The organism is Plantactinospora soyae (assembly GCF_014874095.1).
In the GTDB taxonomy this organism is placed as follows: domain Bacteria; phylum Actinomycetota; class Actinomycetes; order Mycobacteriales; family Micromonosporaceae; genus Plantactinospora; species Plantactinospora soyae.
The window spans coordinates 2451680-2476994 of sequence record NZ_JADBEB010000001.1 but is presented as its reverse complement, the minus strand read 5'-3'; the positions used below and the strand labels follow the sequence as shown (position 1 = coordinate 2476994).

Sequence of the window (25315 nt, the reverse complement as noted above, 5' to 3'; positions counted from 1 at the left end):
TCACTCGCGGCAGAAACGGGTTGAGAGTGAGGTGGCAGCGGATTGAGAGCGGCAGGCAACAAACTTTCCGACGGATGCAACAGAGCAGGTGAAACGCATCGACGGGGGCGGTGCGTCCGGCGGCCCGTACCGGGCGACGGACGCACCGTGTCGGAGCAGCGGTTTCGCCGCCTCCCACACCTGAGGAGACGCCAGGAGATGGACGCCTCTAGCGCAGCCCCGCCGTCAGGTCCGGTACCGAGCACCGGCGACGTACTGCAATTCGCCGAATCGGACTACTGCTACGGAATCGGTCCGCTCGTCCTCCGGGTCACCGGGGTCGGTGCCGACCTCGGCAGGTACCCGCAACTGGAGTGGCTGTCGCTGCGCGGCGTCGAACTGCGCCGGGACGGCAGCACCGGCCCCGAGCGGCAGGTGCTGGTCCGGACGAGCGCCCTGCCCCGCACCGGCGTACTGCCCCGGACCGCCTGACCCGAACCGCCCGCCACGGCCCGCCGGTCAACGCCGCGCACAGGAAGCTTGAAAAGTAGGCCTGGCTTTTCACGTGCACCCTCATGCGGCGCCCAAGATTTGAAGTTTTCTGCCCGCGACGTTAAATCACGCAGGGCAAATTCAACCGCGCTACGTGATGTCAACACCTGTACAGCGTCCGGCCGGACCGATCGCCGCCTCGGTCCCCGCCATCGGCGAGGGAACGAGCGCCGGAAGATCAGGGTCGAGCGCCGATCCGAAGGACACTCTTGGGCTTCATCACCTCGGCGAAGAAGTCGTTGCCCTTGTCGTCGACCACGATGAAGGCGGGGAAGTCCTCCACCTCGATCTTCCAGACCGCTTCCATGCCGAGTTCCGGGTACTCCAGGACCTCGACGTGCTTGATGCAGTCCTGGGCCAGCCGGGCCGCCGGCCCACCGATCGAGCCGAGGTAGAAGCCGCCGTGCTCATGGCAGGACGTGGTCACCTGGCTCGATCGGTTTCCCTTGGCCAGCATCACCTGCGAGCCACCGGCCTCCTGGAACTTCGCCACGTACGCGTCCATCCGGCCGGCCGTGGTCGGTCCGAACGAGCCGGAGGCGTAACCCTCCGGTGTCTTGGCCGGCCCGGCGTAGTAGACCGCGTGGTCCCGCAGGTACTGCGGCATCGGCTCGCCCGCGTCCAGCCGCTCGGCGATCTTCGCGTGCGCGATGTCCCGGGCGACCACCAGCGGGCCGGTCAGGGACAGCCTGGTCTTCACCGGGTACTTCGACAGCTCGGCCCGGATCTCGGACATCGGCCGGTTCAGGTCGACCCGGATCACCTCCGCGCCCTCGTCGAGGTGCGAGTCGGTGACGTCGGGCAGGAACCGGGCCGGGTCGGTCTCCAACCGCTCCAGCCACACCCCGGACGGGGTGATCTTGCCGACCGCCTGCCGGTCGGCCGAGCAGGAGACGGCGATCGCGACCGGACAGGACGCGCCGTGCCGGGGCAGCCGGACCACCCGTACGTCGTGGCAGAAGTACCGGCCACCGAACTGCGCGCCGATTCCGAACTGTCGGGTCAGCTCCAGCACCTCGGCCTCAAGCTCCAGGTCGCGGAAGCCGTGCGCCAGCATCGACCCGCTGGTGGGCAGGTTGTCGAGGTACTTCGCGGAGGCCAGCTTCGCGGTCTTGAGGGCGTACTCGGCGGAGGTGCCGCCGATCACCACGGCCAGGTGGTACGGCGGACAGGCGGCGGTGCCGATCAGCCGCAGTTTCTCCTCCAGGAACTGCATCATCCGGGTGGGATTGAGCAGCGCCTTGGTCTCCTGGTAGAGGTACGACTTGTTCGCCGACCCGCCGCCCTTGGCCATGAACAGGAACTTGTACGCGTCGGGGTGCCCGTCCGGGTCCTCCGCGAAGATCTCGACCTGGGCCGGCAGGTTGCTACCGGTGTTCCGCTCCTCCCACATGGTGAGCGGAGCGAGTTGCGAGTACCGCAGGTTGAGCCGGGTGTACGCCTGGTAGACCCCCCGGGAGAGCGCCTCGTCGTCGGCCCCGTCGGTCAGCACGTGCCGGCCCCGCTTGCCCATCACGATCGCCGTACCGGTGTCCTGGCACATCGGCAGTACGCCACCGGCGGCGATGTTGGCGTTGCGCAGCAGGTCGAGCGCGACGAACCGGTCGTTCGGCGACGCCGCCGGGTCGTCGATGATCGCCCGCAGCTGGGCGAGGTGCGCGGGGCGCAGGTAGTGGGCGATGTCGTGCATCGCCTCGGCGGTCAGCGCGGTCAGCGCCGCGGGTTCCACCGTCAGGAAGCGGCGGCCGCCCGGCCCGTGGACCACGTCGACGCCCTCGTCGGTGACCAGGCGATATTCGGTCTGGTCGGCGCCGACGGGCAACAGGGGGGAGTACGAGAACGGGGCGCCACTGCTCATAGCCGGCAAGCCTAGGCCAGCCGACCGTGCCCGGCCCACCCGCCGGGTACACCGTGCGATGCCGCTCTCATCCGACCCTCTCCGCCGCGCTCCGGCGATGATCAACTCCGACGCCGCTGCGGCCCCCGATGCCAGTCAGCCGGGCGGGTGCTCAGCCGGCCTTGCCGTTGGCCGCCGGGCACTCCGGCTGCTTCGGACCACCGCAGTCCACGCCGGGTTCCGGGTTCTGGCCGCCCGGGCCGGCGCTCGGTCCCGATCCGGGCGGCGCGGCGACGCCGTTGAACCGGACGTACCCGAGATCGCGGCCCTCGCCGATCACCATGCCGCCGGGGCCGACCGCGAGGACCTCGGCCCGGGACCGGACGTTCGCCAGTTCGCGTCCGCTACGCGGGTCGAGCGCCACGATCCGGTCGGGCCTGCGGTCGATCAGCACGGCGGCGAAGGGGGTGAGGACACCACCGCCCTCCGGGTTGACCGGGCGGGTCCACCGAGGGCGATCGATGGCGAGTTCACTGCCGATGATCGATTTCTTGTCGGCCGATCGGGACAGGGTGTACCGGTCGTCGACGGCGAGCAGCTTCTCGCCTTTGGGACCGACCCAGAGCAGCCGCCCGTCGTACGCGTCGACGACCGTCTCCCGGGAGTCCGGGGCGACCCCGACGAAGACGTTCTCCCCGCCCTGCGGGTCCTCCCGCTGCGCGCAGCCGGCACCGTCGGCCGTACGCAGGTTGAGCCCGTCCCGGCGCCACACCTCCTGCCCGGTCGCCGGGTCCCGGGCCACCACCGTGAAGTAGCAGTTGCCGTCCGCGCTGCGGGCCTCGATCCGGAGCATCCGACCACCGACCACCACGATCCGGTCCTCCTGCCCCGGCTTCAGGTCCTGCATCACCCGGCCGGTGGCGGTGTCCACGATGTGCACCCGGCCGTCCACGGGCAGCCCGATCAGCGGTGGCATCTCGACCGGACCGGCGGCGTCCTCGTGTACCTGTCGGGCGGTCAACTCCCGGGTACCCAGCACCTCGGGGTTGCCGGCGAGCGGGCCGGTCTGCACGCCCGGCAGGTACGCCGTCCAGATCGGATCGCTGCCCCGTGGATCCCGTGCGGTCAGCGTGCAGTCCTTGGGCTCCCGGCAGCGTACGTCGAGCAGCGCGTTGCGGTACGTCCAGACGCCGACCGCCGAGGTGTCCTTCCGGCGTACCGCCCCGGTCTCGGGGTCGAGCAGTTCGTAGCCCTTGCTGAGCAGTTTGCCGACCGCGACGACGGAGTCCCGTTCGCCGCCCGCGACGGCGGCCCAGTCTGCCTTGCGCTCCCAGAGTCGTACCCCGGTGGCGAGGCTGCGCGCCTCGACCCTGGTCCGGTAGCGGATCACCACGGTGTTGCCGGCGATGTTCACGTTCTGCGGGGTGCCGCCGACCCGCTGTTGCCAGACCACGTCCGGCTCGGACAACGGGTCGTCACGGTTGACCCAGTCCCAGACTCCGGGGAAGGGGTTCCAGACGTTGGTCGCGGCGAGGACGATCACCACGATCAGCGCGATGGCCAGGGCGGACTTGGCGCCCAGGCCCCGGGCGCTCCCCTTCGCCATTCGGCTACCGTAGACGACGCGATCTGGCAATGCCGCTAAGGCGTTATGTCCGTGTCGCGAATTATTTTGGCACCGGGTCGTCCCGCCGTACGCGATCGTCTACCCGGCCCGGGGCGTCGCCGACCTGCTCGGCCCACCGCCGGCCGGCCGTACCCCGGAAGCCGTCGACCGGCTGATCGGGCCGTCCCGGGCGGCGATCCTGCGGGCGCTGGCCGTCCCCGCCACCACCAGTCAGCTCGTCGCCCAGCTCGGTACGGGTCTGGGCAACGTCGGTGGACACCTCGCGGTGCTCCGGGACGCCGGCCTGGTCAGCCGGACCCGGCTGGGCCGATCGGTCCGCTACGAACGCACCTCGCTCGGCGAGGCACTGGCCGCCGTTCGCGGCCCGCCCGGCGAGCCGGCGGAACCCGACCGGTCCCCGCCTGGCGATCCGGTGGTGCCCGACCGGTCCTCGGCCGGCGACGCGGTGGTGCTCGACGAGTCCACGGATGCGGTGGTGCCCGGCCGGTCCTCGGCCGGCAATCCGTCTGCGGCCGCTCGGGCCAGTGGGAGTACCCGGTAGGGGATCTTCTCGGCCAGCGCGATGATGCTCGACGCGCGGGCGATGCCCTCGTGCGACACGATCCGGTCCAGTACCCGTTGCAGGTCGGCGTTCGACCGGGCGACTATCCGGCAGAGCACGTCGCCGGAGCCGGTGATGGTGTGCGCCTCCAGCACCTCCGGGATGGCCCGCAGGTGTGCGGTCACCGGATCGTGGCCCGGCCGCTGGTTGATCTCCAGCGTGACGAAGGACGTCACCCCGAACCCGATGGCCGCCGGGTCGAGCTGTGGCCCGAGTCCCCGGATCACTCCCCGGGCGAACAGCTTGTCCAGTCGGGCCTGCACCGTGCCCCGGGCGACCTGGAGCCGGCGCGAGCACTCCAGGACCCCGATCCGGGGCTCGGCGGCGAGCATGTCGATCAGTTTCACGTCGAGCGCATCAAGCTGGACAACTTGTACAGCGGTCATGGTTGATGACCGTACTAGATGCACAACCTGCCCAGCGTTTTTCGAATGGGTTGCCCAGGGGACGCCGGGCCGAGATGCTTCGGGAAGACGGCCGTGCCACACACCACGGGCATCGGCCGAGGACGCCAGGGAGGTACGACGATGACCAGCGCGCTCCACCCGCCGCCCACCGGCTCGGATCTGGACCTCGACGTCGATGTCGACCGACTCGTCGGCGCCGTCGACCAGGGCAGCACCGACGACCCCTTTCCGGTGCAGGGCATCGACCACATCCGGTTCATGGTCGGCAACGCCAAGCAGACCGCGCACTACTACTCGACGGCGTTCGGGATGACCATGGTCGCGTACCGCGGTCCCGAGCAGGGGCACCGGGACCACGCCGAGTACGTGCTGACCAGCGGCTCCGCCCGGTTCGTCTTCACCGGTGCGGTCCGCCCGGACGCTCCGGACGCGGACCACGTGACCCGGCACGGCGACGGCGTACTGGACATCGCGCTGGCGGTTCCGGACGTCGACGCGGCGTACGCGCACGCCATCGCACAGGGCGCCACCGGACTCGCCGCCCCGTACGACGTGACCGACTCCTCCGGCACCGTCCGGGTCGCCACCATCGCCACGTACGGCGACACCCGGCACTCCCTGGTCGACCGGTCCCGGTACTCCGGTCCGTTCCTGCCCGACTTCGTCGCCCGGGGTCCGATCGTCGACCGGCAGCCGATGATCGACGCCGGCCTCCAGCCGAAGCGCTTCTTCCAGGCCGTCGACCACGTGGTCGGCAACGTGGAACTGGGCCGGATGGACGAGTGGGTGGAGTTCTACCGCCGCGTCATGGGCTTCACCAACATGGCGGAGTTCATCGGCGACGACATCGCCACCGACTACTCGGCGCTGATGTCGAAGGTGGTGGCCAACGGCACCCGCAAGGTCAAGTTTCCGCTCAACGAGCCGGCGGTGGCCCGCCGCAAGTCGCAGATCGACGAGTACCTGGAGTTCTACGGCGGTCCGGGCGCCCAGCACATCGCCCTGGCCACCAACGACATCCTGGGTACCGTCGACGCGATGCGCGCGGCCGGGGTGGAGTTCCTGGACACGCCCGACTCGTACTACGACGACCCGGAGCTGCGGGCCCGGATCGGCCAGGTGCGGGCCCCGATCGAGGAGCTGAAGGCCCGGAAGATCCTGGTCGACCGGGATGAGGACGGCTACCTGTTGCAGATCTTCACCAAGCCCGTACAGGACCGGCCGACGGTGTTCTTCGAGCTTATCGAGCGGCACGGATCGCTCGGATTCGGCAAGGGGAACTTCAAGGCGCTCTTCGAAGCCATCGAGCGGGAACAAGAGGCCAGGGGAAACCTGTAACACTGTCCTGCGTGACCCAGCAGCCTCCGCCCATGCCGCCGTCCGGGGAGAATCGGCCAGTCGCCGGCTCTCCCCAGGGCGGACCCGTTCCGCAGCCACGTCAGCCTGGCTACGGTGTGCCGCCCGGTCAGCCTGGCCAGCCCGGTCAGGGGACGCCGGGATACGCCGGCCCGCCGAGGCCGTCCGGCTACGGCCCGCCCGGGTACGGGCCGCCGCCGGCCGCACCGGTCCCGCCCGGGTACCTCCGTCCCGGGTACGGTCCGCCGCCCGGCTACCAGCTGGCGGCGCCGCAGCCGACCAGCCCGGCCGGTCTGCCGCTCGCCTCGTTCACCGACCGACTGCTGGCCGTCCTGATCGACGGGGCGATTCTCGGCGGGACCGTCATGGTGCTCGCGATTCCCGCGTTCGTGATCTTCTTCGCCACCGCCGGGTCGGATTTCTTCACCACCACCCCCGGTCCGGACGGCACATATCCGGCACCGGACTTCCTCGATATCCTGGTGCCGCTGCTGCTGATGGAGGCCGGCCTGCTCCTGGTCGCCATGATCCTCCAGTACGTCTACCACGTCGAGATGGCGAAGCGCACCGGCCAGACCATCGGCAAACGGATCATGAAAGTCAAGATCACTCCGCTCGATCCGGCCGGCTCGATCAGCCGGGCCTTCCTCGCCAAGCGCTTCCTCGTGCAGTGGGGCGGCAGCCTGATACCGGGCCTGACCTACCTCGACGGCCTGTGGCAACTCTGGGACAAGCCGTACCAGCAGTGCCTCCACGACAAGTTCGCCAAAACCGTGGTGGTTAAGGTTCCAGCGTGAACGTCAGGACGCAACCGAGGTCGTTCCGGTGACGGTACAACCGGGCTGGTACGCCGATCCCGCCGAACCGACCACCCAGCGGTACTGGGACGGTGAGGGCTGGCTCGGCGCGCCGCTGCCGGTCGACGCCACCCCGCCAGAGGGCCCGCCGCCGATCGAGCCCGAGCCCGAGCCAGCCCCTCCGCCGTCAAGCGGTGTCGGCAGCCCGGCCAGCTCGTCCGCCCCGCCCGGAGCTCCGGGCGCCTCCCCGGCGCCCTGGACCGGGCAGCCGCCGACCTGGGGTACGCCGCCGACTGGTGGCCCCCCGTCGAGCGGCCCACCGGCCGGCGGAGCACCGTCGAGCGCGCCACCGGCTCCGTACGGGCAGCCGGGGCCGGCCGGGACAGGCTGGCCGGGTACCGGACAGGCGCCACCCCCCGGAATGCCCCCGTACCCCGGACAGGCCCCGCCCCCCGGGATGCCTCCGTACGGGATGCCGCCGCCCGGGACACCGCACTACGGAACGCCGCCGCCGGGCTGGCCGGGGCCGTACTGGGGACCGCCGCCACCGCCCCGGCCACACGGGCTGGAACTGGCGCCGCTCGGTGCCCGGGTGGTCGCCCGGCTGATCGACATCGGCCTGGTGTTCCTGCTGAACGTGCTGGTCAACGGCTGGTTCGTCTGGCGCTTCGTGCAGGAGATCGAGCCGGTCTCCCGGGAGATCACCCGGCGACTGCTGAACGGCGAATCCAACACCGAAGGGCTGCCCCAGGCGAGTGCCCAGGCTGACGGGCTCCAGGTGGTCATCCTGCTGATCGCGGTCGCGCTCTGGTTCGCGTACGAGGTGCCGTCGGTGGCGAACGGCGGGCAGACCTTCGGCAAGCGGGTGATGGGGATCAAGGTCGTGGCGTTGGCCGAGACCGAGCAGTTGGGCTTCGGCCGGTCCTTCCGGCGCTGGAACATGCTCGGGTTGCCGGTGTTCCTCTGGAGTTGCTGCGGCATCGGCTTCCTGATCCAACTGGTCGACTGTGCGCTGCCGTTCTTCGACCGGCCGCTCCGGCAGGCGCTGCACGACAAGCGGGGCCAGACCGTCGTGGTGCGGATGCCCCGGCAGTCCGTCACCTCGGACGGCCCGTCCGACTCCTCGAACGGCCCGTCCGACAACCAGCCCGGCCCGTCCGACACTTCGACCGACACCCCGAACGACCGCACCGGAGGCACCGCGTCATGACCGGCTCCACCAGTTCGACCCCCGGCCCCGACCGGCGCCCCCGCAGACCCCGGCTGACCCGCGCCGACCTCGACGCACTGCCCAACTACGTCCCCGGGCGCAGTCCGGCCGACCTGGCCCGGGAACTGGGCCTGCCCGAGGCCATCAAGCTGGCCAGCAACGAGGTGCCGTACGGCCCGCTGCCCGGGGTGGTCGAGGCGGTCGCCGAGGCGGTCGCGGGCGTACACCGGTACCCCGACATGGGCGTGCTGGCACTGCGGGACGCTCTCGCCGAGCGGTACGGGGTCGACGCGGACCGGATCGCCACCGGCTGCGGATCAGTGGCGCTGGCCGAGCACCTGGTCCGGGCAACCTGCCTGCCCGGTGACGAGGTGGTGTACTCGTGGCGCTCCTTCGAGGCGTACCCGATCATCGTGGCGACCAGCGGCGCGACCAGCGTACGGGTGCCGAACACCGCCGACCACGGGCACGACCTGTCCGCGATGGCGGCGGCGGTCACCGACCGTACCCGGCTGATCCTGGTCTGCAACCCGAACAACCCGACCGGGACCAGTCTGCGCCGCGCCGAACTCGACCGGTTCCTCGACGCCGTACCGGACGACGTGCTGGTGGTGCTCGACGAGGCGTACCGGGAGTTCGTCACCGACGCCGAGGTGCCGGACGGCCTGACGGCGTACGGCGACCGGCCCAACGTGGTGGTGCTGCGCACCCTGTCGAAGGCGTGGGGGCTGGCCGGGCTGCGGATCGGTTTCCTGGTCGGGCAGCCGGAGGTGGCCGCCGCGGTCCGCAAGGTGGTCACCCCGTTCTCCACCAGCCTGGCCGCCCAGGCCGGGGCGTTGGCCGCGCTCACCCAGGCCGACGAGGTACGCCGACGTTGCGCGCTGGTGATCGCCGAGCGGGAGCGGGTGACCGAGGCGCTGCGCAAGCGGCTGCCGGCCGGACCGATCGGCGGGACCGTGCCGGAGAGCCAGGCCAACTTCGTCTGGCTGCCGCTGGGTGACCGGTCGGTGTCGTTCGCGCAGGCCTGCGAGGCGCGCGGGATCATCGTCCGCCCGTTCGCCGGCGAGGGCGTACGGGTCACCATCGGCACGCCGGCCGAGAACGACGCCTTCCTGGCCGCTGCCGAGTCCGTCCTGTAGCGCTTCAAGGCGATATCAGTTCGACGGCGCCCATTCCGCGCTTCAGGCACAACAAGGACGATGTCGGATTTAGACGTTTTCGACCTGCTTATGAGTGAGTCGCCCTATATTTCGGAGTGACCCGTGGCGTCGGGATACCGGCGCGCGGCGGGGGGTCATCACTTCGAGAAGGGTACGGACGACGTGCGAATCAGCAGAATCCTCGTGGGCGGCGTGGCCGCCATTGCAGCGGTCGGGCTCATGGCGGCCCCCGCGAAGGCGGCGGTGACCGACACCGCGGACACCGTCGTGACATTCCTGTTGGAGGAAGGCCTGCTGGAGATCAGTGCGCCTGCGGCCGTGACTCTCGGCGACGTCGATGGCGACTCACAGCCACCGGGCAGCCTCATTGCGGGGCAGATGGGAGTCGTCACGGTCACCGACAACCGGGGCGCCGCGGACGCCACCTGGACCGCCACCGTCAGCTCCACCGCCTTCTGTATCGGAGTCTGCGGGGCCGACCCCAGCCTGACGGTGCCAGCGAGCGCCGTCCTCTACTGGTCAGGGGTGGAACTTGCCCCGCCGGTCGGCGACGGGACCTTCACCGAAGGCCAGACGGACGCCACGGACGCGGTTCCGCTCTCCACCGCGCCGGTGGCATTCAGCCACGACGGTGGCACGGGTATCAACTCGGTCTCCTGGAACCCGACCCTGGAGATCCAGACCGCCGTCACAAACCAGGCCGGCACCTACACCGGAACGGTCACCCATTCGGTGGCAGATGCGTAAGCCTCATCGACGATGGGCAGATCTCGCTGCCCTCATCGTCCTCTGCGTCGCTGGCCTGGGCGTTCCCGCCCAGGCCAGCGCGCCGGATCCGGATCTCGACGAGGGCGGCTTCGGCGTCCAGCTGATGGAGGCCCCGGCCGAGCGGCGAAAGGATCCGCGCGCCCGGCGTTCCATCGTGGACCACCTCCCGCCCGGCACCGTCATCCGGCGCCGGGTGCAGCTCGCCAACCACACCGACCGGCGGCTTCGGATCGAGGTCTATCCGGCTGCCGCGAGCATCGGCAAAGAGCGGTTCCAGCCGGCCGAGGGCCGGGCGACCAACGAGCTGACCTCATGGATATCGGTCGAGCGTGACCACGTGGATCTGAATCCCGGTCAGAAGGCCCCGATCAAGGTCACTGTCCAGGTACCGCCAACCGCCTCGGCCGGCGAACGGTATGGGATGGTCTGGGCGTCGGTCACCGCCAAGGCGACCTCGAGCGCGAACGTCGGCAGGACCCATCGGGCTGGCATCCGGCTGTATCTGAACATCGGCCCCGGCGGCGAGCCGGCCTCGGACTTCGCCATCGGAGACCTGGTTCCGGCCCGTGACACCCAGGGGGTGCCGTCGGTCGCCATCAAGGTCCGCAACACCGGGGAACGGGCCCTGGACATGGGCGGGCAGGTGCGCCTCTCCGAGGGCCCGGCCGGGATGCGGGCCGGCCCGTTCGAGGTGCTGAAGGGCACCACCCTGGCACCGGGCGAGACCGGAACGGTCACCGCCAGGTTCCCCCGCGAAGTGCCGAACGGACCATGGCGGATCGACGTGGACCTACAGAGCGGCATGGTCAAACACAGCGCCACCGGTCAGGTCACCTTCCCCGACCCGGGTCAGGTGGGCGAGGCCAGCACCCTGTACGACCGACTGACCACACCATGGGGATTGATCGCGACGTCACTGGTGGTGGGGCTACTGATCGCCGCCGGGCTGGTCATCGCCGCCCGCCGGTCGCGCCGCAGGACAAAGGTCGGAGTCGGTTGATCGGACCGGCTGTGGAGTGGTCCGACGCGAAGCCGGTGCCCTGGTCAGGTGGCGGCGAGGATGACCGGTTGGGCGGCCAGGTAGTAGCGGCTGTCGGCGGCGGCCGGGTCCACCGGCTCGGTGAGCCGCTCCACCGCCACGAACCCGTTGGCCGCGTAGACGAGGCCGGGTGACCACGTGGTCGAGTCCCGTCCGTACGTGAACGGGAACCTGGACCGCTCCCGGCCGGTCTCCGAGTCCAGCGTGAGCAGTTCCCCCGCCTCGGTACGCAGGTGCACCCGCCCCGACTGGGCAGCGAGGATGCGGGCCGGTCCGGTGCCGGACCACTGCCACAGCGCCGCACCGGTACGCACCGACCGGGCCACCAGCCCGGTCCCCCGCGACGCCACCGCGACCTCGCCGACGAGCACCGATTCCGGGGCGTCCAGGGTCGGGGCCGGCACCGGGCTCGGACCGCCGACCAGCCAGCCCCGGATGACACCGCCGCCGCTGGTCCGGATCGCCGGACACCGGAACCGGCCCACCGCGCAGCCGACCGGAGTGACCTCGACCGCCGAGGTCGCGGGATCGGGTTGCCAGCGGGTGATCGGGGCGCCGGTCCGCACGTCGTAGAAGCCGACGGCGGGCGACCCGGCGCAGCTGTCCACCACGACGAACTGACCGGCGGTGGTGGTGAGCCCTTCGGCCGGGTCGACGGCCCGACAGGCCGGGTCGACGTCGGCCCGCCACAGCTCCCGGCCCGACGCCAGGTCGAACCCGCGACGTTCGGTCGTGCCGATCACCACCAGCACGTAGGTGCCGTCCCGGGTCTGCGCCGGATAGAGCCCGCTGGGCGTGTAGACGGTGGCGCCGCCGGTGCGCCGGCCGAGATATCCGTGCTCCGGTCGGGGTCCGCCGGCCCGCCACCGCACCAGGCCGGTGCGGGCCTCCAGGGCGACCAGTTCGCCGTCCGACCACCGGGTGACCACCATGCCGCCGTCCGCGACCAACCCGGTCACCTCGGCCGGCCAGCGCCGGAACGACCAGTACGGGGTACGCCTGGTCGGGGCGTCGAGCGGCTGGTCGGCCCGGACCTGCCGGGCGGTGGCGTAGACCCGGAGCCGGCCGTCGACGATCAGTGGTGCCGCGTTCAGGGTGCCGATCACGCCGGGCTGGACGGTCACCGGAGCCGGATATCCGGCCCGCGCCGGGGTGATCACCTCGGCGGGCGCCAGGACCCGGTGCACGATCACGGCGGACGCGACCACGGCCAGCACCGCCACGGCGGCGGCGAGTGCCCGCCGGAGCCAGCGCGGCGCCGCTGCCTCGCCGGGCTCCTCGTCGTGGCCACCACGACCGCGCCAGCCGGTGCCCTCGCTGCGCTCAGACACACCCGTTCGGCGTTGCATGCCCGCACACCTCCGTCGGGCACCCTACCGACCAGCGCCCGGCCGACGGCTGGCAGGTGTGCGCGCCGGACCTCGGGAGTCCGCTGGTGGTTCGGGAGCTGGGGTGCTGGTCAGGCGGCAGCGGCCGGACCGATCCGGCGGCCGGGTTCGGTGGCGGCGGCGAGGTCGTCCAGATCCCGGCGCAACGCGCCCTCACCCGCCCTGGCGGCAAGTCCGCCGAAGAGCACCGCCAGCAACCGGCCGTACCGGGCGGTGGGCACGCCCTCGTGGCTGACGGTCACCACCGTTCGGCCACGATCCGGCCGTCGTGCCTTGATCGCGCTGAACGTGTACGTCGTCCGGTAGTCCACCCCGTCCCCGGACGAGATGACGACGAGATGCTGCGGCGGCGCCACCTCCGCCACCGAGAACTCCTCGACCATCCGGCTGCCGCCCGGTCCGGTACGACTCTCCCGCCAGACCGTTCCGACCCCGAACTTGGGCACCGCGTCGACCCCGGCCGGGCTCGGCGGCACGCTCGGGGGCAGCACCTCGACCTCGTCGACCGGACAGAGCCACCGAGGGCGGGAGGGCAGGTCCGTGAAGACCCGCCACACCTCGTCTGCGGGTGCCTCGATCAGCCGGCTGAACGCCACCGTCGACATGGGCGCCTCCCCCAGGACCACGGTACGACGCGGAGCAGGCTTGGTCACGCCCGCGCCGCCGCAGAGTGACCAGAAAGTGACGAGTCGACACAGGTGCGGTTCCGGCCCCCACAGCAACCGGCCGGAACCGCTCCATCGGCAACCCTGCCCCGATCAGCTCTCGAAGCGACCGGTCCTGGTCGCGGCGACGAATGCCGCCCAGTTGGCCGGCGGGAACGCCAGCACCGGGTCGGGGTCCTTCGAGTCGCGCACACCGACGACCCCGGGGAGGTTGTCGGCGACTTCGACGCACAGACCCTGGTCGTTGGATCGGCTGCTCTTACGCCACACCGCAGCATCCGCGTTGAACATTTTGTACCCTTTCAAGGTCAAACACACTTGATGACGGGTTTGTCCCCGCCCGGGTAACTCAACGCGTCATGAACCGATCCTGTTACTCCCTCCGGCCCATCGATCGCACAGTCCGTCCGATGACGCAGAACTCGAACACCGCCGCCTTGCCCGGAAGCCGGCGGCTCAGGACGGTTGAGCGGGAGCGATGGTGCCGGCGACCTCACCGAGTCCGACGGTGGTGCCGTCCGGTCCCGGTGCCGTGGCGCCGATCCGCACGGTGTCGCCGTCGAGGAGGAAGGTCCGTTCGGTCCCGTCGGAGAGCTTCACCGGCTCGGCCCCGCCCCAGGTCAGTTCGAGGAACGAGCCGACCTGGTCGCGCCGGGGCCCGGAGACGGTGCCGGAGGCGTACAGGTCTCCGGTACGCAGTGCGGCCCCGTTCACGGTCAGGTGGGCGAGTTGCTGGGCCGGCGTCCAGTACATCCCCTCGAAGGGCGGCTCGCTGACCCGGTCGCCGTTCCAGTCCACCGTCAGCCGCAGGTCCAGCCCCAGGTGCGGTACGTCGCGGAGGTAGTCGAGCACCTCGGGCTCCTGGTTCGGGGCGGGCACCCAGGCGTCCGCCAGCGCCTCAAGCGGCACCACCCAGGGCGAGACCGAGGTGGCGAACGACTTGCCGAGGAACGGCCCGAGCGGCTGGTACTCCCACGCCTGGATGTCCCGGGCCGACCAGTCGTTGACCAGTACCACCCCGAAGACGTGCGCGGCGAAGTCCTCGGCCCCGACCCGCCCGCCGAGCGCGGACGGTACGCCGACCACGAAGCCGACCTCCGCCTCGATGTCCAGCCGGGTCGACGGACCGTACGCCGGCCCGTCCGGGGTGGCCCGCTGGCCCTGCGGTCGGACGATCGGCGTACCGGAGACCACGACGGTGCCGGCCCGGCCGTGGTAGCCGACCGGCAGGTGCCGCCAGTTCGGCAGCAGCGGCGCCGCACCGGGTCGGAAGATCTTCCCCACGTTGCCGGCGTGCTGCTCGGAGGAGTAGAAGTCGACGTAGTCGGCCACCTCGAACGGCAGGACGAGGTCGATCCGGTCTAGCGGAATCAGCAGCGGCGCCACGGCCGGCCGATGCTCCTCGTCGGTCAGCAGTTCGACGATCCGCCGCCGTACCGTCGTCCACTGGGGATGGCCGAGCGCCAGGAACGCGTTCAGCGTCGGACCGCGCAGCGCGCCGCCGGCCAGGATCAGCCCGGCCGCCTCCGCGCCGTCGAGGTCGAGGACGAGATCCCCGATCCGTACGCCGATCCGGGGCACCCGGCCCGGCTGTACGAACACCCCGTACGGCAGGTTGTGCACCCCGTACGGCGAACCTGCCGCACCCTCGACCCAGCTCACGCCGTCTCCTCGCTCTTCTCGCCCGTCGCGCTCGTCACGCTCGTCTTGTTCACGCCCGTGCGGCTCACGGTTGGTAGCCGCCGTTCACCAGGCCCAGCCGGACCAGGTCGATCAGCGGTTCCATCACGCTGCACGACCCGAACCCGATCCAGAGTGGACGTGCCTGGTCCCGACGGGACCGGGCCGTCTCGACCAGCGGCAACGGGTCGGTGGCGGCCAGCACCTCGGCGACCTCGGCCACCTCGGCACCGGTCTGCGCGACGGCGGCGCCGGCCAGGACGTTGACGAAGCCGTGGTGGGTGAAGCCGGTCTCCGGGTCGATGTGCCGGATCGCGTGGTGCAGCCCGGCGGTGAGCTTGAACGGCAGGTTCCGGTCCCGGCAGGCGCCGATGACGGCGGCCAGTTCGACCGGAGTGGGAAAGAGTTCGGCGGCCAGTCCGCCGGTCCGGAACTTCGCCGCGATCCGCTTGCCGGCGGCCCGTTCTCCGGCCAGCCGGTCGAGCGCGCCGAGCAGTCCCCAGGTCAGCGGGATCTCGGCGTAGACGTCGGCGTCGTCGAGGTGGGCCGGCAGCCCGGCAAGCGCGGCCAGGCCGGGCAGCGGGTCCTCGCCGCGCTTGGCCACGGCCGCCTCGACCTGGCGGATCCGGATTCGTGGGTCGACCCGGTCCCGCAGCGGGTACAGGTCGGGGATCGGTACGTCGCCGATCACTCCGACCTCGATCCGCTCCTGCGCGCCGAGCAGCGCCGGCAGGTCGGCCAGGGCGGAGGCGGGCAGCAGCAACGGTCCGACCAGGTCGGCGTACCAGGCGGTCCGGTGCCGGCGGTGCGCGGCGAGCGCGTCGGGCAGCGTGGCGTTGCCGGGCGGGAAGACGGCGGCATCGTCGACCAGCCCGTCGAAGAGCCGGGGCACCTGCGTTGACACGAACAGAGAACTTACGGGACGCTACGACTAGCGGACAACAGCGTCCGATTATCGGACGTTTCCGGCCGGTGACTGGGACAAAACGGAGGCGATCATGCCGTACTACCGCAGCGTCGGCGAGGTACCCCGCAAGCGCCACACCCAGTTCCGGCAACCCGACGGCAGCCTGTACGCCGAGGAGCTGATGGGGCAGGAGGGTTTCTCGTCCGACTCGTCGCTGCTCTACCACCGCTACCTGCCGACGGCGATCGTCGCCGCCGAGGAGTACACGCCACCGACCTGGTCCCGGGTGCCGAACCTGCCGCTCAAGCCCCGGCACCTGCGTACCCACAAGCTGGACGGCACCGGTGCCGACCCGATTCTCGACCGGCAGCACCTGCTCGCCAACGACGACGTCCGGATCTCGTACGTCGTCGCCGACCGGCCCAGCCCGCTCTACCGCAACGCGGTCGGGGACGAGTGCCTCTACGTCGAGTCCGGCGCGGCCCGGATCGAGTCCGCCTTCGGCGTGCTCGGGGTCACCGCCGGCGACTACGTCATCATCCCCACCTCGGTGGTGTACCGGATCGTGCCGGTCGCCCCGGACCCGCTCCGACTGCTCGCCATCGAGGCGTCCGGGCACATCGGCCCGCCCAAGCGCTACCTCTCGGTACGCGGCCAGTTCCTCGAACACTCGCCGTACTGCGAACGGGACGTACGCGGGCCGGAGGCGCCGCTGCTGGTCGAGGAGACCGACGTCGAGGTGTACGTCCAGCACCGCCGGGGCTGGACCCGTCACGTGTACGCCAACCACCCGTTCGACGTGGTCGGCTGGGACGGCCACCTCTACCCGTGGGCATTCTCGATCCACGACTTCGAGCCGATCACCGGTCGGGTGCACCAGCCACCGCCCGTGCACCAGACCTTCCAGGGCCCGAACTTCGTGATCTGCTCCTTCGTGCCCCGCAAGGTCGACTACCACCCGCTGGCCATCCCGGTGCCGTACAACCACCACAACGTCGACTCCGACGAGATGCTCTTCTACACGGGCGGCAACTACGAGGCGCGGCGCGGTTCCGGAATCGAGCAGGGGTCGATCTCGCTGCATCCGGCCGGCTTCACCCACGGTCCCCAGCCCGGTGCGCCGGAGCGAGCGATCGGGGCGGAAAGCTTCGACGAGCTGGCGGTCATGGTCGACACCTTCCGCCCACTCGACCTCTGCGCCCCCGCGCTCTCCTGTGAGGACACCGGGTACGCCTGGACCTGGGCCGGTCGTACGTCCGGCACCGACCGGTCGTAGGACCCGCCTCCTGGGTACGACGGGTGCCCGTCGGTCACCACGTCAGTCGCGATCCCGGGACCCGCCGAAGAGCACCGCCAGTTCGGCGGCGGTGGTGGTGACGATCGCGAGCACCAGCGGCCAGGGCGAGCCGACGAGCGCGTAGAGCAGGAGCAGGCAGAGCCCGGCGGCCACCGCGTACACGGCGAGGCCCAGGGTCCGGTCGGCGCGCATCAGGGCGGGCAGCTGTCCCCGGGCCAGGTTCGGCACCCGGCGGCTGAACCGCCACAGCAGCGCCCCGCCGGTCGCCGCCGCGATCCCGGCCCAGAGCCGGGACGACACCGGGCTCATCGCCGCCATGCAGGCGATCAGCACCGACACCACGATGACGTAGCCGGCGCCGTACATGACCAGGCGGCGCAGGCCGTCGCCGATCGTCTGACGACTGTCGCTGCTGGTCGGTGCGATCGCGGCGGCGTCGGCGAGGTGTTCCAGCGCCTCCGAGTAGCGCCGCTGCTCCAGCCGGATCACCCCGATGTTGTGCTGCGCCTCGGCCAGCTCGGGGTCCAGCCGCAGCGCCTCCCGGTACGCCCGCTCGGCCAGGTCGAACAACTGCATCCGGGCCGCCACCAGGCCGAGCACCAGATGCGCCTGCGGCTCCTCCGGCGCCAGCTCGACAGCCCGCCACGCGGCGTTGATCGCCTGCTGGCCGTTGCGCGACTCGGCGAGGATCGCCGCCGCGCTGCGCTGGGCGTACGCGTCGTCGGGGCCGAGCGCCAGGATCTCGTCGGCCACCGCCGCCGCCTCCTTGAAGCGGCGCAGGTCGGCCAGGGCGTGCCCCCGGAGCACCAGTGCGTGGACCAGTGCCGGCGCGGCGGCGATCGCCATGTCGGCCGCGGTCAACGCCTCCTCCGACTTGCCGGCCGCGAGCTTGACCATCGCCAGCATCACCAGCGCTGGCACATTGTCGGGCTCGAGCGCGATCGCGAATCCGACTTCGGCGGCAGCTTCGTCGTACCGGCCGAGTTCGGCAAGCAGTTCGGCGCGCTGGACGTACCCTTCGGCGGACGAGGACTGGTCGGATTCGGCGTCGCTGGACACGGCCCGAGCCTATCCGGCGCTGTCCCGTCCGATGTTCACGCCCAACCCGGTGCACACCCCCGCCGGCCGGACAACCGTCGACTTCCGGCGGGTTGACGGCGACCCGCCGAATGCCCACTCCCCAGGCGCGGTGATGCGCGGTACCGTAGACGGGACCAAGCCTGGCGCTCCCCCCGTGGCGTCAGGCTTGGTCCCTAAATTCCCACTGGTGACAGGGCTACTGCCAGCCGGTGGACTCGGTACCGATCCCGCCCAGAGCTACGCCCCCACACCGTGCTGCCACACGGGCGTGGGGGCGGTCTGCTCGATTCGGATCAGCTACCCGTGACGTCCCCGGTCAGCTACCCGTGACTTTCTCCGGGATCAGTTGGCCGGAACGGCCCGGACGAAGGCCCACCATCCCGCCGGGTCGAAGGTCAGCACCGGCCCCTGCCGGTCCTTGCTGTCCCGCACCAGCACCCGGTCCGGAAGGTTGCCGGCAACCTCCACACAGTTGCCCTGGTTCGAGCTGCTGCGGGTGCTCTTACGCCAGATGGGCTGCTCAGCCATGCTCCTCAACCGCCTTCACGATCAGGTCCCGCGACTGGTCGACCTACGCTCAGTTGGCGGCGTCTTTAACGAACGCCCGCCACGCCCCCGGACCGAAGGCCAGCACCGGCCCCTGTCGGTCCTTGCTGTCCCGCACCAACACCCGGCCCGGAAGGTTGCCGGCAACCTCCACACAGTCCCCCTGGTTAGCACTGCTGCGGCTGCTCTTACGCCAGATCGGCTGCTCAGCCATGCTCCTCAACCGCCTTCACGATCAGGTCTCGCGACTGGTCGACCGGTAGAGCCAGCCCGGTCACTATCTCCCAGGCCAACTCTAGCCCGGTCAACTCCGCCGGATCGGTCACCACTCGGCCGCGCAACTGGTCGTCCAGGTAGCCAGCCCGCACCCCACCGGGTAGCGCCGCCAACACGAACGGACCGGACATTCCGATATGTAGCCCGGCGGTGCGCGGCACCACCAGCACCTGTACCCGGTTTCGGTGGCCGATGTCGACCAGATGTTCGAGCTGGTCCTTCATCACCTCCGGCGGCCCGCACCGCAGTACGCTCTCGCCGAGCACTGCGGTCACCATGGGTGGCTCGGGCCGATCAACGGTTGCCGCCTGCCGCTCTTTGCGAACCTGAGTGGTCCGCTCGACGGCCTCGTCCGGAAGCCGGCCCCCACTCAGCACCGCCCTGGTGTACGCCTCGGTCTGGAGCAGACCGGGAATCAGATTGGGTTGGAACGCCCGCAGCAGTACGGCTCGGCGCTCGTTCTCGGTCCATGGGCGCAGCCACGGTGCCTGCGCGTCCTCCCGTACGGCGTCGGCCGCCCGCTGGATTTCGTCGCCGGTGCCGAAGAACGCGTCGAGCCGTTCGGCGGTGTCCGGCTGTGGCACCAGTCGACCGGACTCGATCGCCGCGATCAGTGATCCGCTGACGTTGATCGCCGCGCCGGTCTGGTCCTGGGTCATCTTCTTCGCGGACCGGAGCCTTCTGAGAATTTGCCGGAGGTCACTCACCTATTCCCCCTTAGTAAGGATTCGCCACTCGTTATCTCTGGCTATTGCCGTCGGTCCATTTTTCTCCTCTTCCGTCCGGCGGTCCAGGGTGGAGAGAGCGAAACCGTGCCATCGACGGAAAGGCCGACCGATGTCCAGACGACACCGCGCCCGTATCCGGCATCACCGCGCCTGGTATTTCCTATGGATCTTCTGCGCCTGTGGGCGCCGCTGGCGTTGTCCCCGTACCCGGGCTGCCGTACGCCGCCCCGGCCCACGTCCGGCGCCCCGGACCGCGCTCGCCATGGTGCCTCCGGCCATCCCGTCGCCACCGGCCCGCACCCGCCACACCAACAGCCGTGCCTCATGGGGTACGCCCCTGCGGACCCGCGCCGGGAACAGCCGGGCCGGATGGCCGGCACCCGACCAGGACAGCCACGCCCGCCAGGTCGAGTACCGGTAGTCGGGTGGCCGTGTCGTGTCGTACCGTCCGCACAGCCGGTTCCGGCCACACACGCCCGCGCGTCCGTCGTTCCGGTGCCGGGCCTGCGGGGCGCCCTGGCCGTGCCAGCCGGCCCGACTCGGCCTGCTGCACATCTACCGGAACAACCGGATCGGGCTCCTGATCTATCTCGCGAGCCAACTCCAGCGCGCCCTACAGGATCTACCCACCACCGACCCCCGCGAATTGTCCGCCCGGATCGTCTATTGGGTACCCCGCCACCGACCTCACCAAGATTCTTGTTGATTAAGGGTTCGTAGCGAACCAGAACTCTCCAAGATCCCTATGCCGTCGTCGTTCAATCCGGGCCGGGCAGGCGACAACCGATCAATTCGTACGGTCAGTCGGGGGCGGCAGCGCCAGCAACGTCCGTCTGCGCATCGGAAGGAACGATAGTCAGCTATCGCAAGGGGACACCAGACGTGTGATCAGGGCTGCGGGTGGATCAGGGCGACGGCGATGCCGGCCAGGCCCTCGCCCCGGCCGGTCAGTCCGAGCCCGTCGGTGGTGGTGCCGGAGACCGTCACGGGGGCGCCGACCGCCGCCGTGAGCGCCTGCTGCGCCTCGGCCCGGCGCGGGCCGATCTTCGGGCGTACCCCGATCACCTGGATCGAGACGTTGCCGATCTCGAATCCGGCGGCCCGGACCCGGCAGGCGGTTTCGGCCAGCAGGGTCACCCCGGCCGCGCCGGCCCACTCCGGCTCGGCCACCCCGAAGTTGCTGCCGAGATCCCCGAGCGCGGCGGCGGAGAGCAGCGCGTCGCAGGCCGCGTGCGCGGCGACGTCGCCGTCGGAATGGCCCGCCAGCCCGTCAACCCCCGGCCAGTGCAGGCCGGCCACCCAGCAGGCCCGCCCGGACTCGAAGGCGTGTACGTCGGTGCCGACGCCGACCAGCGGAAGGATCATGTACGGAAGCGTAGGCGATCAGCCGCGCTCGGCAGCCGGCGCCACATCCGGCAGGTGCTCGGCGTTCAGCAGGTGCTCGGCCAGCGCCAGGTCGAACGGACGGGTGATCTTCAGGGCGTACTCGGAACCGGGAACGCAGGCCACCCGGACGCCCTGCTTCTCGACTAGGCCGGCGTCGTCGGTGAGCGGGTCGACGGCGGCGGCGTGTGCGGCCGCGAGGACCGAGCGGCGGAAGCCCTGCGGAGTCTGCACCGCGCGCAGCGCGGACCGGTCGACGGTGCCGAGCACGACTCCGTCGGCCGAGACCTCCTTGATCGTGTCGACGACCGGCAGCACCGGGATCACGGCGTCCTCGCCGCCCCGGATGGCCGCGGCCACCGATTCGACCAGTATTGCCGGGGTCAACGCCCGGGCCGCATCGTGGACCAGGACGATCTCGGGGCCGGGTGGCACCGCGGCCAGCGCGGCGGCGACCGACTCCTGCCGGGTGGCGCCACCGGGCACCACGATCAACTCGGCGACCGGTGCGAGTAGCTCCCGGACCGCCCGGACGTCGCCGGGCGGCGCCGCGACGACGATGGTGTGTACCGAGCGGGCCGCCGCGATCCGCCGTACGGCGTGCACCAGCAGTGGTTCGCCGCCGATCCGACGGAGTGCCTTGGGGCCGCCGGGACCGAGTCGTACGCCGGCACCCGCAGCCGGAACGAGGACCGCGACGTCACCGCGCGGATTGAGCTGCGCGGTCACGTCGCGGTCCTCGGACTTTCTCCGATACGCAGGCACGGGCGGAACGTGCCAGCTTGGGGGCTATGCCTCGGTGAGCACCTTGTCGAGCAGGGATTCCGCTTCGTCCTTGGTGCTCTTTTCGGCGAGTGCGACCTCACCGACCAGGATGTCGCGGGCCTTGGCGAGCATCCGCTTTTCACCCGCCGACAGGCCCCGCTCCCGCTCGCGGCGCCAGAGGTCGCGAACAACCTCCGCCACCTTGAGTGGGTTACCCGAGGCCAGCTTTTCCAGATTTGCCTTGTAACGTCGCGACCAGTTGGTCGGCTCCTCGGTGTGCGGAGCACGGAGGACATCGAAGACCTTGCCCAGGCCCTCTTCGCCGACCACTTCGCGCACGCCCACGATCTCGGCATTCTCTGCGGGCACCCGGACCGTCAGATCACCCTGAGCGACCCTGAGGACGAGGTACTGCTTGGGCTCGCCCTTGATGACCCGAGTCTCGATTGCCTCGATGAGTGCGGCCCCGTGGTGGGGGTAAACAACGGTCTCGCCGACACTGAAAACCATAGGTTCGAAACCCCTTTCGCTGTGTCTAGGGTAACACGCTCAGGCACCGATGTCCCACCGCAGTCCTGACCGTTAGCGCAGCTCAGAGGCCCTGTGAGAGGTCTTTCTTCGGCTTGACAGGACAGTGATCCGTAGATTTCGCCACGCTGTGTGACGTGCGGATCACCGGCCGGCAAGGCGGATCGGAAAAATCGGATGTAGGGCGTTGCGGTTCTACCAGCATATCTCTTCGACGCGAACCGAGCCGGCCACTGGCCATACGACCCTCGGTGGGGGAGGCTGGAGCAGAGCCCGATTCACACCTCAGGTGACCGGCCAGGGGGTGCGTTATGAGCACGTCTGCGGACGACGGCCGGCCGGACAACGGCCCGGAGCACGGCCCGCTCGATGGCGTGCCCGACCTGCCGGCCGAGTGGGGCCGGATCGTGATCCCCGACGATCCCGCCGAACTCGCCACCGAGGCCGCAGAGGTACGCCGCGAGCTGCGGCAGCAGGCCCGCCGCGAGGACTGGCGCCGCCGCCTCGGGTTGCCCTCGGCCACCTCCGGCCCGTCGCCGCTGCGGATCTGCCTGCTCGTCATCTCGATCGCCCTACTGGCGACCCTGACCAGCCTCTTCGCGATCGCCTGGCCCGGCCAGCCACGTCCGGCCACCACCGGTCGTACGACTCCGAGCAACCCGCCCGGCCGGACCCTGCCCGCCCTGGACCTGGTCGGTGAGGACGGCCGACTGGTACCGCTGCGCGGGCTGCTACCGGCCGTGGTCATCCTGATCGACGGTTGCACCTGCGCGGACGAACTGGAGGCCGCCGTACGGGCCGTACCGCCCGGGGTCAGCGTGGTGGCGGTCAGCGGGCGCCGGACCGTGCCGAGCCCACAGACGATGCGACCGCCCGGCACCGGTGGCACACCCCGCTACCTGACCGATCCGACCTCGGAGATACGGGGCACGATCCAACTGGTACAGCGGCCGGGAGCGGCCACCGCCATCCTGGTCAGCCGGACCGGGGAGATCGTCCGGACCGTACCGGCACTGACCTCGGTCGCGGACTACCAGGCCGACCTGGACCGCCTGGCGACAACCACCGTCCGCTGACGCCGACCAAGTCAGGAGAGCGCCACCACCTGCAACGCGACCTCGACATGCCGGTGGTTCAACCGCCTCGCCATGATGGTCAGGTAGTCCCCGGACGCGACGACCCGGACGCTGCGGAACGGTCCCGGGCAACTGACCGACTTCGACCAGCTGTCCATCGCGCCGCGTACCCGGACGTGCAACTCCCCCTGGGTGAGGCAGACGTACTGGAGGAGATAGCGGCCACCCGGCCGGGAAGCCATCGACCAGGTGACGAACCTGCGCTCGTTGAGGGTCGCCGTCTCCCGCCACACCGTGTCGGGGAAGCGCGGCAGGGCCGACAGGGCGATCGCGGCGCCCCGTTCGACGGGTGGGTTCGCACCACCGACCCCGGGCGCGACCTTCGAGGCACCGGTCACGCCCCGCGCCGGAGCGATCGGCGCTGGTGCCGACCTCGCCCACCACCAGCCGCCGATTCCGACGGTTACCACGGCCACCATCGTCAACGCCAACCTGCGCACTCGACCGCCTCCCTCGCCGGTCCAGCGGGTACGTCCTAGTAGTCACCCCGCCCAACCTCGCCCGGCAACGGGCCACCCGTCGGCGCGGCACCGGAGGAGAGGTCCAGCAGTACCGCGTAGAGGGTCAGCCCGGGTCCGAACGCGAGCATTACCACGGTACGGGGTGGAGCGGCGGAACGCCGGAGTCGTTCCAGAATCAGCAGGGATGTGGGAGAAGAACAGTTGCCGTACTCGTCGAGGGTCGCCCGGGACGCGGCCAGAGCCTCCGGTGGCAGGCCGAGTTCCTCCTCCACGACGTTCAGGATCCGGGGCCCACCCGGATGCACCGCCCAGCCGTCCACGTCGGAAATCTGCCGGTCGTGCCGGGCCAGCAGCGAGGTCACCAGACCGCTCACGTGCAGCGCGAGCACCTGCGGCACCCGGGGCGAGAGCCCCATCCGGAAGCCGGTGTCGGTCAGCTCCCAGGTCATGTGGTCGGCCGTCGAGGTGTCGGTCACCGCGGTGACCTCGCGGACCGCGTACCCCGGTCGGTGCCCGGGCGCGACCACCACGGCGACGGCGGCGTCGGAGAAGAGCGCGTGCGAGACGATCTGCTGGGTGTCCACCCGGGCCGAGGACGGCTGGATGTGCAGGCTGGTCAGCTCGGCGCAGAGCAGCAGCGCCGGACGGCCACGGGCCGCCACGAAGTCGTTCGCGGCACCCAGGCCGGGCAGCGCGGCGTAACACCCCATGTGGCCGACGAACATCCGCTGGGTGTCGGCCGCCATCCCCATGTCCCGGGCCAGCAGGATGTCCAGGCCCGGAGTCGCGTACCCGGTGCAGGAGCAGACCACGAACAGGCCGATGTCCCCGGCCCGCAGGCCGGCATCGGTCAGGGCCCGCTCGACCGCCTCCTTGCCCAGCGGCAGCGCCTCGATCTGGTAGCGGCGCATCCGGCGTTCGGTCGGCCAGTCGGAGACGTCCTCCAGGAGCGGATTGACCGCCGCGTGCCGCCGGGTGACGCCGGAGTTCGCGAAGATCCGCTGGGCGAGCGCCCGGGTGGTACCGGAGAAGTGCTGGGCGAAGTACCCCTTCCACAGCTCGTCCTGCCTGGCGCCCGGCGGCAGCGCCACGCCCAGACCGACGATCACTCCAGATCCGATCTCCCTACGACCACTCACCTT

General features: G+C 70.7%; 27 protein-coding genes and 1 pseudogene. 10 read left to right on the top strand and 18 right to left on the bottom strand.

Annotated features, from left to right (window positions below; all coding sequences use genetic code 11):
- Window positions 1-198 precede the first annotated feature (198 nt).
- Window positions 199-471: a hypothetical protein gene (locus H4W31_RS11065; protein ID WP_192766576.1), complete on the top strand. Its 273-nt coding sequence runs from the start codon at window positions 199-201 to the stop codon at window positions 469-471.
- 238 nt (window positions 472-709) lie between these two features.
- On the opposite strand, the gene H4W31_RS11060 is transcribed toward H4W31_RS11065, so the two are convergent.
- Together H4W31_RS11060 and H4W31_RS11055 are read right to left on the bottom strand one after the other, a co-directional pair.
- Complete coding sequence (locus H4W31_RS11060) at window positions 710-2389, bottom strand: fumarate hydratase (RefSeq protein ID WP_192766575.1); 1680 nt, start codon at window positions 2387-2389, stop codon at window positions 710-712.
- A 151-nt stretch (window positions 2390-2540) separates the two neighbouring features.
- Window positions 2541-3974 carry an outer membrane protein assembly factor BamB family protein gene (locus H4W31_RS11055; RefSeq protein WP_192766574.1) on the bottom strand — a complete coding sequence of 478 codons (1434 nt, stop codon included), beginning with the start codon at window positions 3972-3974 and terminating at the stop codon, window positions 2541-2543.
- 85 nt (window positions 3975-4059) lie between these two features.
- Between H4W31_RS11055 and H4W31_RS42660 the strand changes: the two are divergent.
- A pseudogene (locus H4W31_RS42660) lies at window positions 4060-4347 on the top strand (ArsR/SmtB family transcription factor); the annotation flags it as partial.
- Here the strand turns inward: H4W31_RS42660 and H4W31_RS11045 are convergent.
- Window positions 4314-4982: an Lrp/AsnC family transcriptional regulator gene (locus H4W31_RS11045; protein ID WP_404825577.1), complete on the bottom strand. Its 669-nt coding sequence runs from the start codon at window positions 4980-4982 to the stop codon at window positions 4314-4316. The pseudogene H4W31_RS42660 and the gene H4W31_RS11045 overlap by 34 nt on opposite strands.
- Before the next feature lie 141 nt (window positions 4983-5123).
- Between H4W31_RS11045 and hppD the strand changes: the two genes are divergently transcribed.
- The 6 genes from hppD to H4W31_RS11015 all read left to right on the top strand — a co-directional run bounded on the left by hppD (window position 5124) and on the right by H4W31_RS11015 (window position 11294).
- Entirely contained in the window at window positions 5124-6341 is a 1218-nt protein-coding gene (gene hppD / locus H4W31_RS11040; protein WP_192766573.1) for a 4-hydroxyphenylpyruvate dioxygenase, read from the top strand.
- Between the two features lie 116 nt (window positions 6342-6457).
- Window positions 6458-7156, top strand: a complete 699-nt coding sequence (locus H4W31_RS11035) for an RDD family protein (RefSeq protein WP_318783132.1) — start codon at window positions 6458-6460, stop codon at window positions 7154-7156.
- 28 nt (window positions 7157-7184) lie between these two features.
- On the top strand, window positions 7185-8366 hold the full coding sequence (locus tag H4W31_RS11030) for an RDD family protein (protein ID WP_192766572.1): 1182 nt from the start codon (window positions 7185-7187) through the stop codon (window positions 8364-8366).
- Window positions 8363-9505, top strand: coding sequence for a histidinol-phosphate transaminase (gene hisC, locus H4W31_RS11025; RefSeq protein ID WP_192766571.1), 1143 nt, complete (start codon window positions 8363-8365; stop codon window positions 9503-9505). The genes H4W31_RS11030 and hisC overlap by 4 nt, the downstream gene beginning before the upstream one ends.
- A 213-nt stretch (window positions 9506-9718) precedes the next feature.
- Window positions 9719-10273: a hypothetical protein gene (locus H4W31_RS11020; RefSeq protein ID WP_192766570.1), complete on the top strand. Its 555-nt coding sequence runs from the start codon at window positions 9719-9721 to the stop codon at window positions 10271-10273.
- A complete protein-coding gene (locus H4W31_RS11015) occupies window positions 10266-11294 on the top strand; it encodes a COG1470 family protein (RefSeq protein WP_192766569.1) in 1029 nt (342 codons plus the stop codon). The genes H4W31_RS11020 and H4W31_RS11015 overlap by 8 nt, the downstream gene beginning before the upstream one ends.
- Window positions 11295-11338: 44 nt before the next feature.
- On the opposite strand, the gene H4W31_RS11010 is transcribed toward H4W31_RS11015, so the two are convergent.
- From H4W31_RS11010 to H4W31_RS10990, 5 genes are all read right to left on the bottom strand, one after another.
- The gene (locus tag H4W31_RS11010) at window positions 11339-12682 is read right to left on the bottom strand and encodes an outer membrane protein assembly factor BamB family protein (RefSeq protein WP_192766568.1); all 1344 of its coding nucleotides are present in this window, start codon (window positions 12680-12682) and stop codon (window positions 11339-11341) included.
- A gap of 110 nt (window positions 12683-12792) precedes the next feature.
- Window positions 12793-13326 (bottom strand): SRPBCC family protein, encoded by a 534-nt coding sequence (locus tag H4W31_RS11005; RefSeq protein ID WP_192766567.1) that lies wholly within the window; start codon window positions 13324-13326, stop codon window positions 12793-12795.
- Window positions 13327-13479: 153 nt separating this feature from the next.
- On the bottom strand, window positions 13480-13677 hold the full coding sequence (locus H4W31_RS11000) for a DUF397 domain-containing protein (RefSeq protein ID WP_192766566.1): 198 nt from the start codon (window positions 13675-13677) through the stop codon (window positions 13480-13482).
- 165 nt (window positions 13678-13842) lie between these two features.
- Window positions 13843-15048 (bottom strand): fumarylacetoacetase, encoded by a 1206-nt coding sequence (fahA, locus tag H4W31_RS10995; protein ID WP_192766565.1) that lies wholly within the window; start codon window positions 15046-15048, stop codon window positions 13843-13845.
- A 64-nt stretch (window positions 15049-15112) separates the two neighbouring features.
- Window positions 15113-15970 (bottom strand): hypothetical protein, encoded by an 858-nt coding sequence (locus H4W31_RS10990; protein WP_192766564.1) that lies wholly within the window; start codon window positions 15968-15970, stop codon window positions 15113-15115.
- A gap of 94 nt (window positions 15971-16064) precedes the next feature.
- Between H4W31_RS10990 and H4W31_RS10985 the strand changes: the two genes are divergently transcribed.
- Window positions 16065-17249 (top strand): homogentisate 1,2-dioxygenase, encoded by a 1185-nt coding sequence (locus tag H4W31_RS10985; RefSeq protein WP_192766563.1) that lies wholly within the window; start codon window positions 16065-16067, stop codon window positions 17247-17249.
- A 42-nt stretch (window positions 17250-17291) separates the two neighbouring features.
- Here the strand turns inward: H4W31_RS10985 and H4W31_RS10980 are convergent, their stop codons facing one another.
- The 8 genes from H4W31_RS10980 to H4W31_RS10945 form a co-directional block, all read right to left on the bottom strand.
- Entirely contained in the window at window positions 17292-18329 is a 1038-nt protein-coding gene (locus tag H4W31_RS10980; RefSeq protein ID WP_192766562.1) for a tetratricopeptide repeat protein, read from the bottom strand.
- Between the two features lie 363 nt (window positions 18330-18692).
- Window positions 18693-18878 carry a DUF397 domain-containing protein gene (locus H4W31_RS10975; RefSeq protein WP_192766561.1) on the bottom strand — a complete coding sequence of 62 codons (186 nt, stop codon included), beginning with the start codon at window positions 18876-18878 and terminating at the stop codon, window positions 18693-18695.
- Between the two features lie 49 nt (window positions 18879-18927).
- On the bottom strand, window positions 18928-19110 hold the full coding sequence (locus H4W31_RS10970; RefSeq protein WP_192766560.1) for a DUF397 domain-containing protein: 183 nt from the start codon (window positions 19108-19110) through the stop codon (window positions 18928-18930).
- Window positions 19103-19879 carry a helix-turn-helix domain-containing protein gene (locus H4W31_RS10965; protein ID WP_192766559.1) on the bottom strand — a complete coding sequence of 259 codons (777 nt, stop codon included), beginning with the start codon at window positions 19877-19879 and terminating at the stop codon, window positions 19103-19105. The genes H4W31_RS10970 and H4W31_RS10965 overlap by 8 nt, the downstream gene beginning before the upstream one ends.
- 162 nt (window positions 19880-20041) lie before the next feature.
- Window positions 20042-20455 carry a hypothetical protein gene (locus H4W31_RS10960; protein ID WP_192766558.1) on the bottom strand — a complete coding sequence of 138 codons (414 nt, stop codon included), beginning with the start codon at window positions 20453-20455 and terminating at the stop codon, window positions 20042-20044.
- Window positions 20456-20788: 333 nt separating this feature from the next.
- The gene (gene ispF, locus H4W31_RS10955; RefSeq protein WP_192766557.1) at window positions 20789-21265 is read right to left on the bottom strand and encodes a 2-C-methyl-D-erythritol 2,4-cyclodiphosphate synthase; all 477 of its coding nucleotides are present in this window, start codon (window positions 21263-21265) and stop codon (window positions 20789-20791) included.
- Between the two features lie 18 nt (window positions 21266-21283).
- Window positions 21284-22012 (bottom strand): 2-C-methyl-D-erythritol 4-phosphate cytidylyltransferase, encoded by a 729-nt coding sequence (gene ispD / locus H4W31_RS10950; RefSeq protein WP_192766556.1) that lies wholly within the window; start codon window positions 22010-22012, stop codon window positions 21284-21286.
- Window positions 22013-22072: 60 nt separating this feature from the next.
- Window positions 22073-22558 (bottom strand): CarD family transcriptional regulator, encoded by a 486-nt coding sequence (locus H4W31_RS10945; RefSeq protein ID WP_192766555.1) that lies wholly within the window; start codon window positions 22556-22558, stop codon window positions 22073-22075.
- Between the two features lie 329 nt (window positions 22559-22887).
- On the opposite strand from H4W31_RS10945, the gene H4W31_RS10940 reads away from it, so the two are divergent.
- On the top strand, window positions 22888-23652 hold the full coding sequence (locus H4W31_RS10940; protein WP_192766554.1) for a hypothetical protein: 765 nt from the start codon (window positions 22888-22890) through the stop codon (window positions 23650-23652).
- Window positions 23653-23663: 11 nt separating this feature from the next.
- Here H4W31_RS10940 and H4W31_RS10935 read toward each other — a convergent pair whose 3' ends face one another.
- Window positions 23664-24152 (bottom strand): hypothetical protein, encoded by a 489-nt coding sequence (locus H4W31_RS10935; RefSeq protein WP_192766553.1) that lies wholly within the window; start codon window positions 24150-24152, stop codon window positions 23664-23666.
- A gap of 35 nt (window positions 24153-24187) precedes the next feature.
- Window positions 24188-25294, bottom strand: coding sequence for a type III polyketide synthase (locus H4W31_RS10930; protein WP_192772006.1), 1107 nt, complete (start codon window positions 25292-25294; stop codon window positions 24188-24190).
- Between the last annotated feature and the right edge of the window lie 21 nt (window positions 25295-25315).

Coding starts and splice junctions, on each gene's coding strand:
- H4W31_RS11005 (WP_192766567.1), bottom strand. CDS start 13,326: ATGTCGACGGTGGCGTTCAGCCGGCTGATCGAGGCACCCGCAGACGAG.
- H4W31_RS10975 (WP_192766561.1), bottom strand. CDS start 18,878: ATGGCTGAGCAGCCCATCTGGCGTAAGAGCACCCGCAGCAGCTCGAAC.
- ispF (WP_192766557.1), bottom strand. CDS start 21,265: ATGATCCTTCCGCTGGTCGGCGTCGGCACCGACGTACACGCCTTCGAG.
- H4W31_RS11010 (WP_192766568.1), bottom strand. CDS start 12,682: ATGCAACGCCGAACGGGTGTGTCTGAGCGCAGCGAGGGCACCGGCTGG.
- H4W31_RS11060 (WP_192766575.1), bottom strand. CDS start 2,389: ATGAGCAGTGGCGCCCCGTTCTCGTACTCCCCCCTGTTGCCCGTCGGC.
- hisC (WP_192766571.1), top strand. CDS start 8,363: ATGACCGGCTCCACCAGTTCGACCCCCGGCCCCGACCGGCGCCCCCGC.
- H4W31_RS11045 (WP_404825577.1), bottom strand. CDS start 4,982: ATGACCGCTGTACAAGTTGTCCAGCTTGATGCGCTCGACGTGAAACTG.
- H4W31_RS11055 (WP_192766574.1), bottom strand. CDS start 3,974: ATGGCGAAGGGGAGCGCCCGGGGCCTGGGCGCCAAGTCCGCCCTGGCC.
- hppD (WP_192766573.1), top strand. CDS start 5,124: ATGACCAGCGCGCTCCACCCGCCGCCCACCGGCTCGGATCTGGACCTC.
- H4W31_RS10960 (WP_192766558.1), bottom strand. CDS start 20,455: ATGTGCAGCAGGCCGAGTCGGGCCGGCTGGCACGGCCAGGGCGCCCCG.
- H4W31_RS10985 (WP_192766563.1), top strand. CDS start 16,065: ATGCCGTACTACCGCAGCGTCGGCGAGGTACCCCGCAAGCGCCACACC.
- H4W31_RS11000 (WP_192766566.1), bottom strand. CDS start 13,677: ATGTTCAACGCGGATGCTGCGGTGTGGCGTAAGAGCAGCCGATCCAAC.
- H4W31_RS11015 (WP_192766569.1), top strand. CDS start 10,266: ATGCGTAAGCCTCATCGACGATGGGCAGATCTCGCTGCCCTCATCGTC.
- H4W31_RS10940 (WP_192766554.1), top strand. CDS start 22,888: ATGAGCACGTCTGCGGACGACGGCCGGCCGGACAACGGCCCGGAGCAC.
- H4W31_RS10945 (WP_192766555.1), bottom strand. CDS start 22,558: ATGGTTTTCAGTGTCGGCGAGACCGTTGTTTACCCCCACCACGGGGCC.
- H4W31_RS10970 (WP_192766560.1), bottom strand. CDS start 19,110: ATGGCTGAGCAGCCGATCTGGCGTAAGAGCAGCCGCAGCAGTGCTAAC.
- H4W31_RS11065 (WP_192766576.1), top strand. CDS start 199: ATGGACGCCTCTAGCGCAGCCCCGCCGTCAGGTCCGGTACCGAGCACC.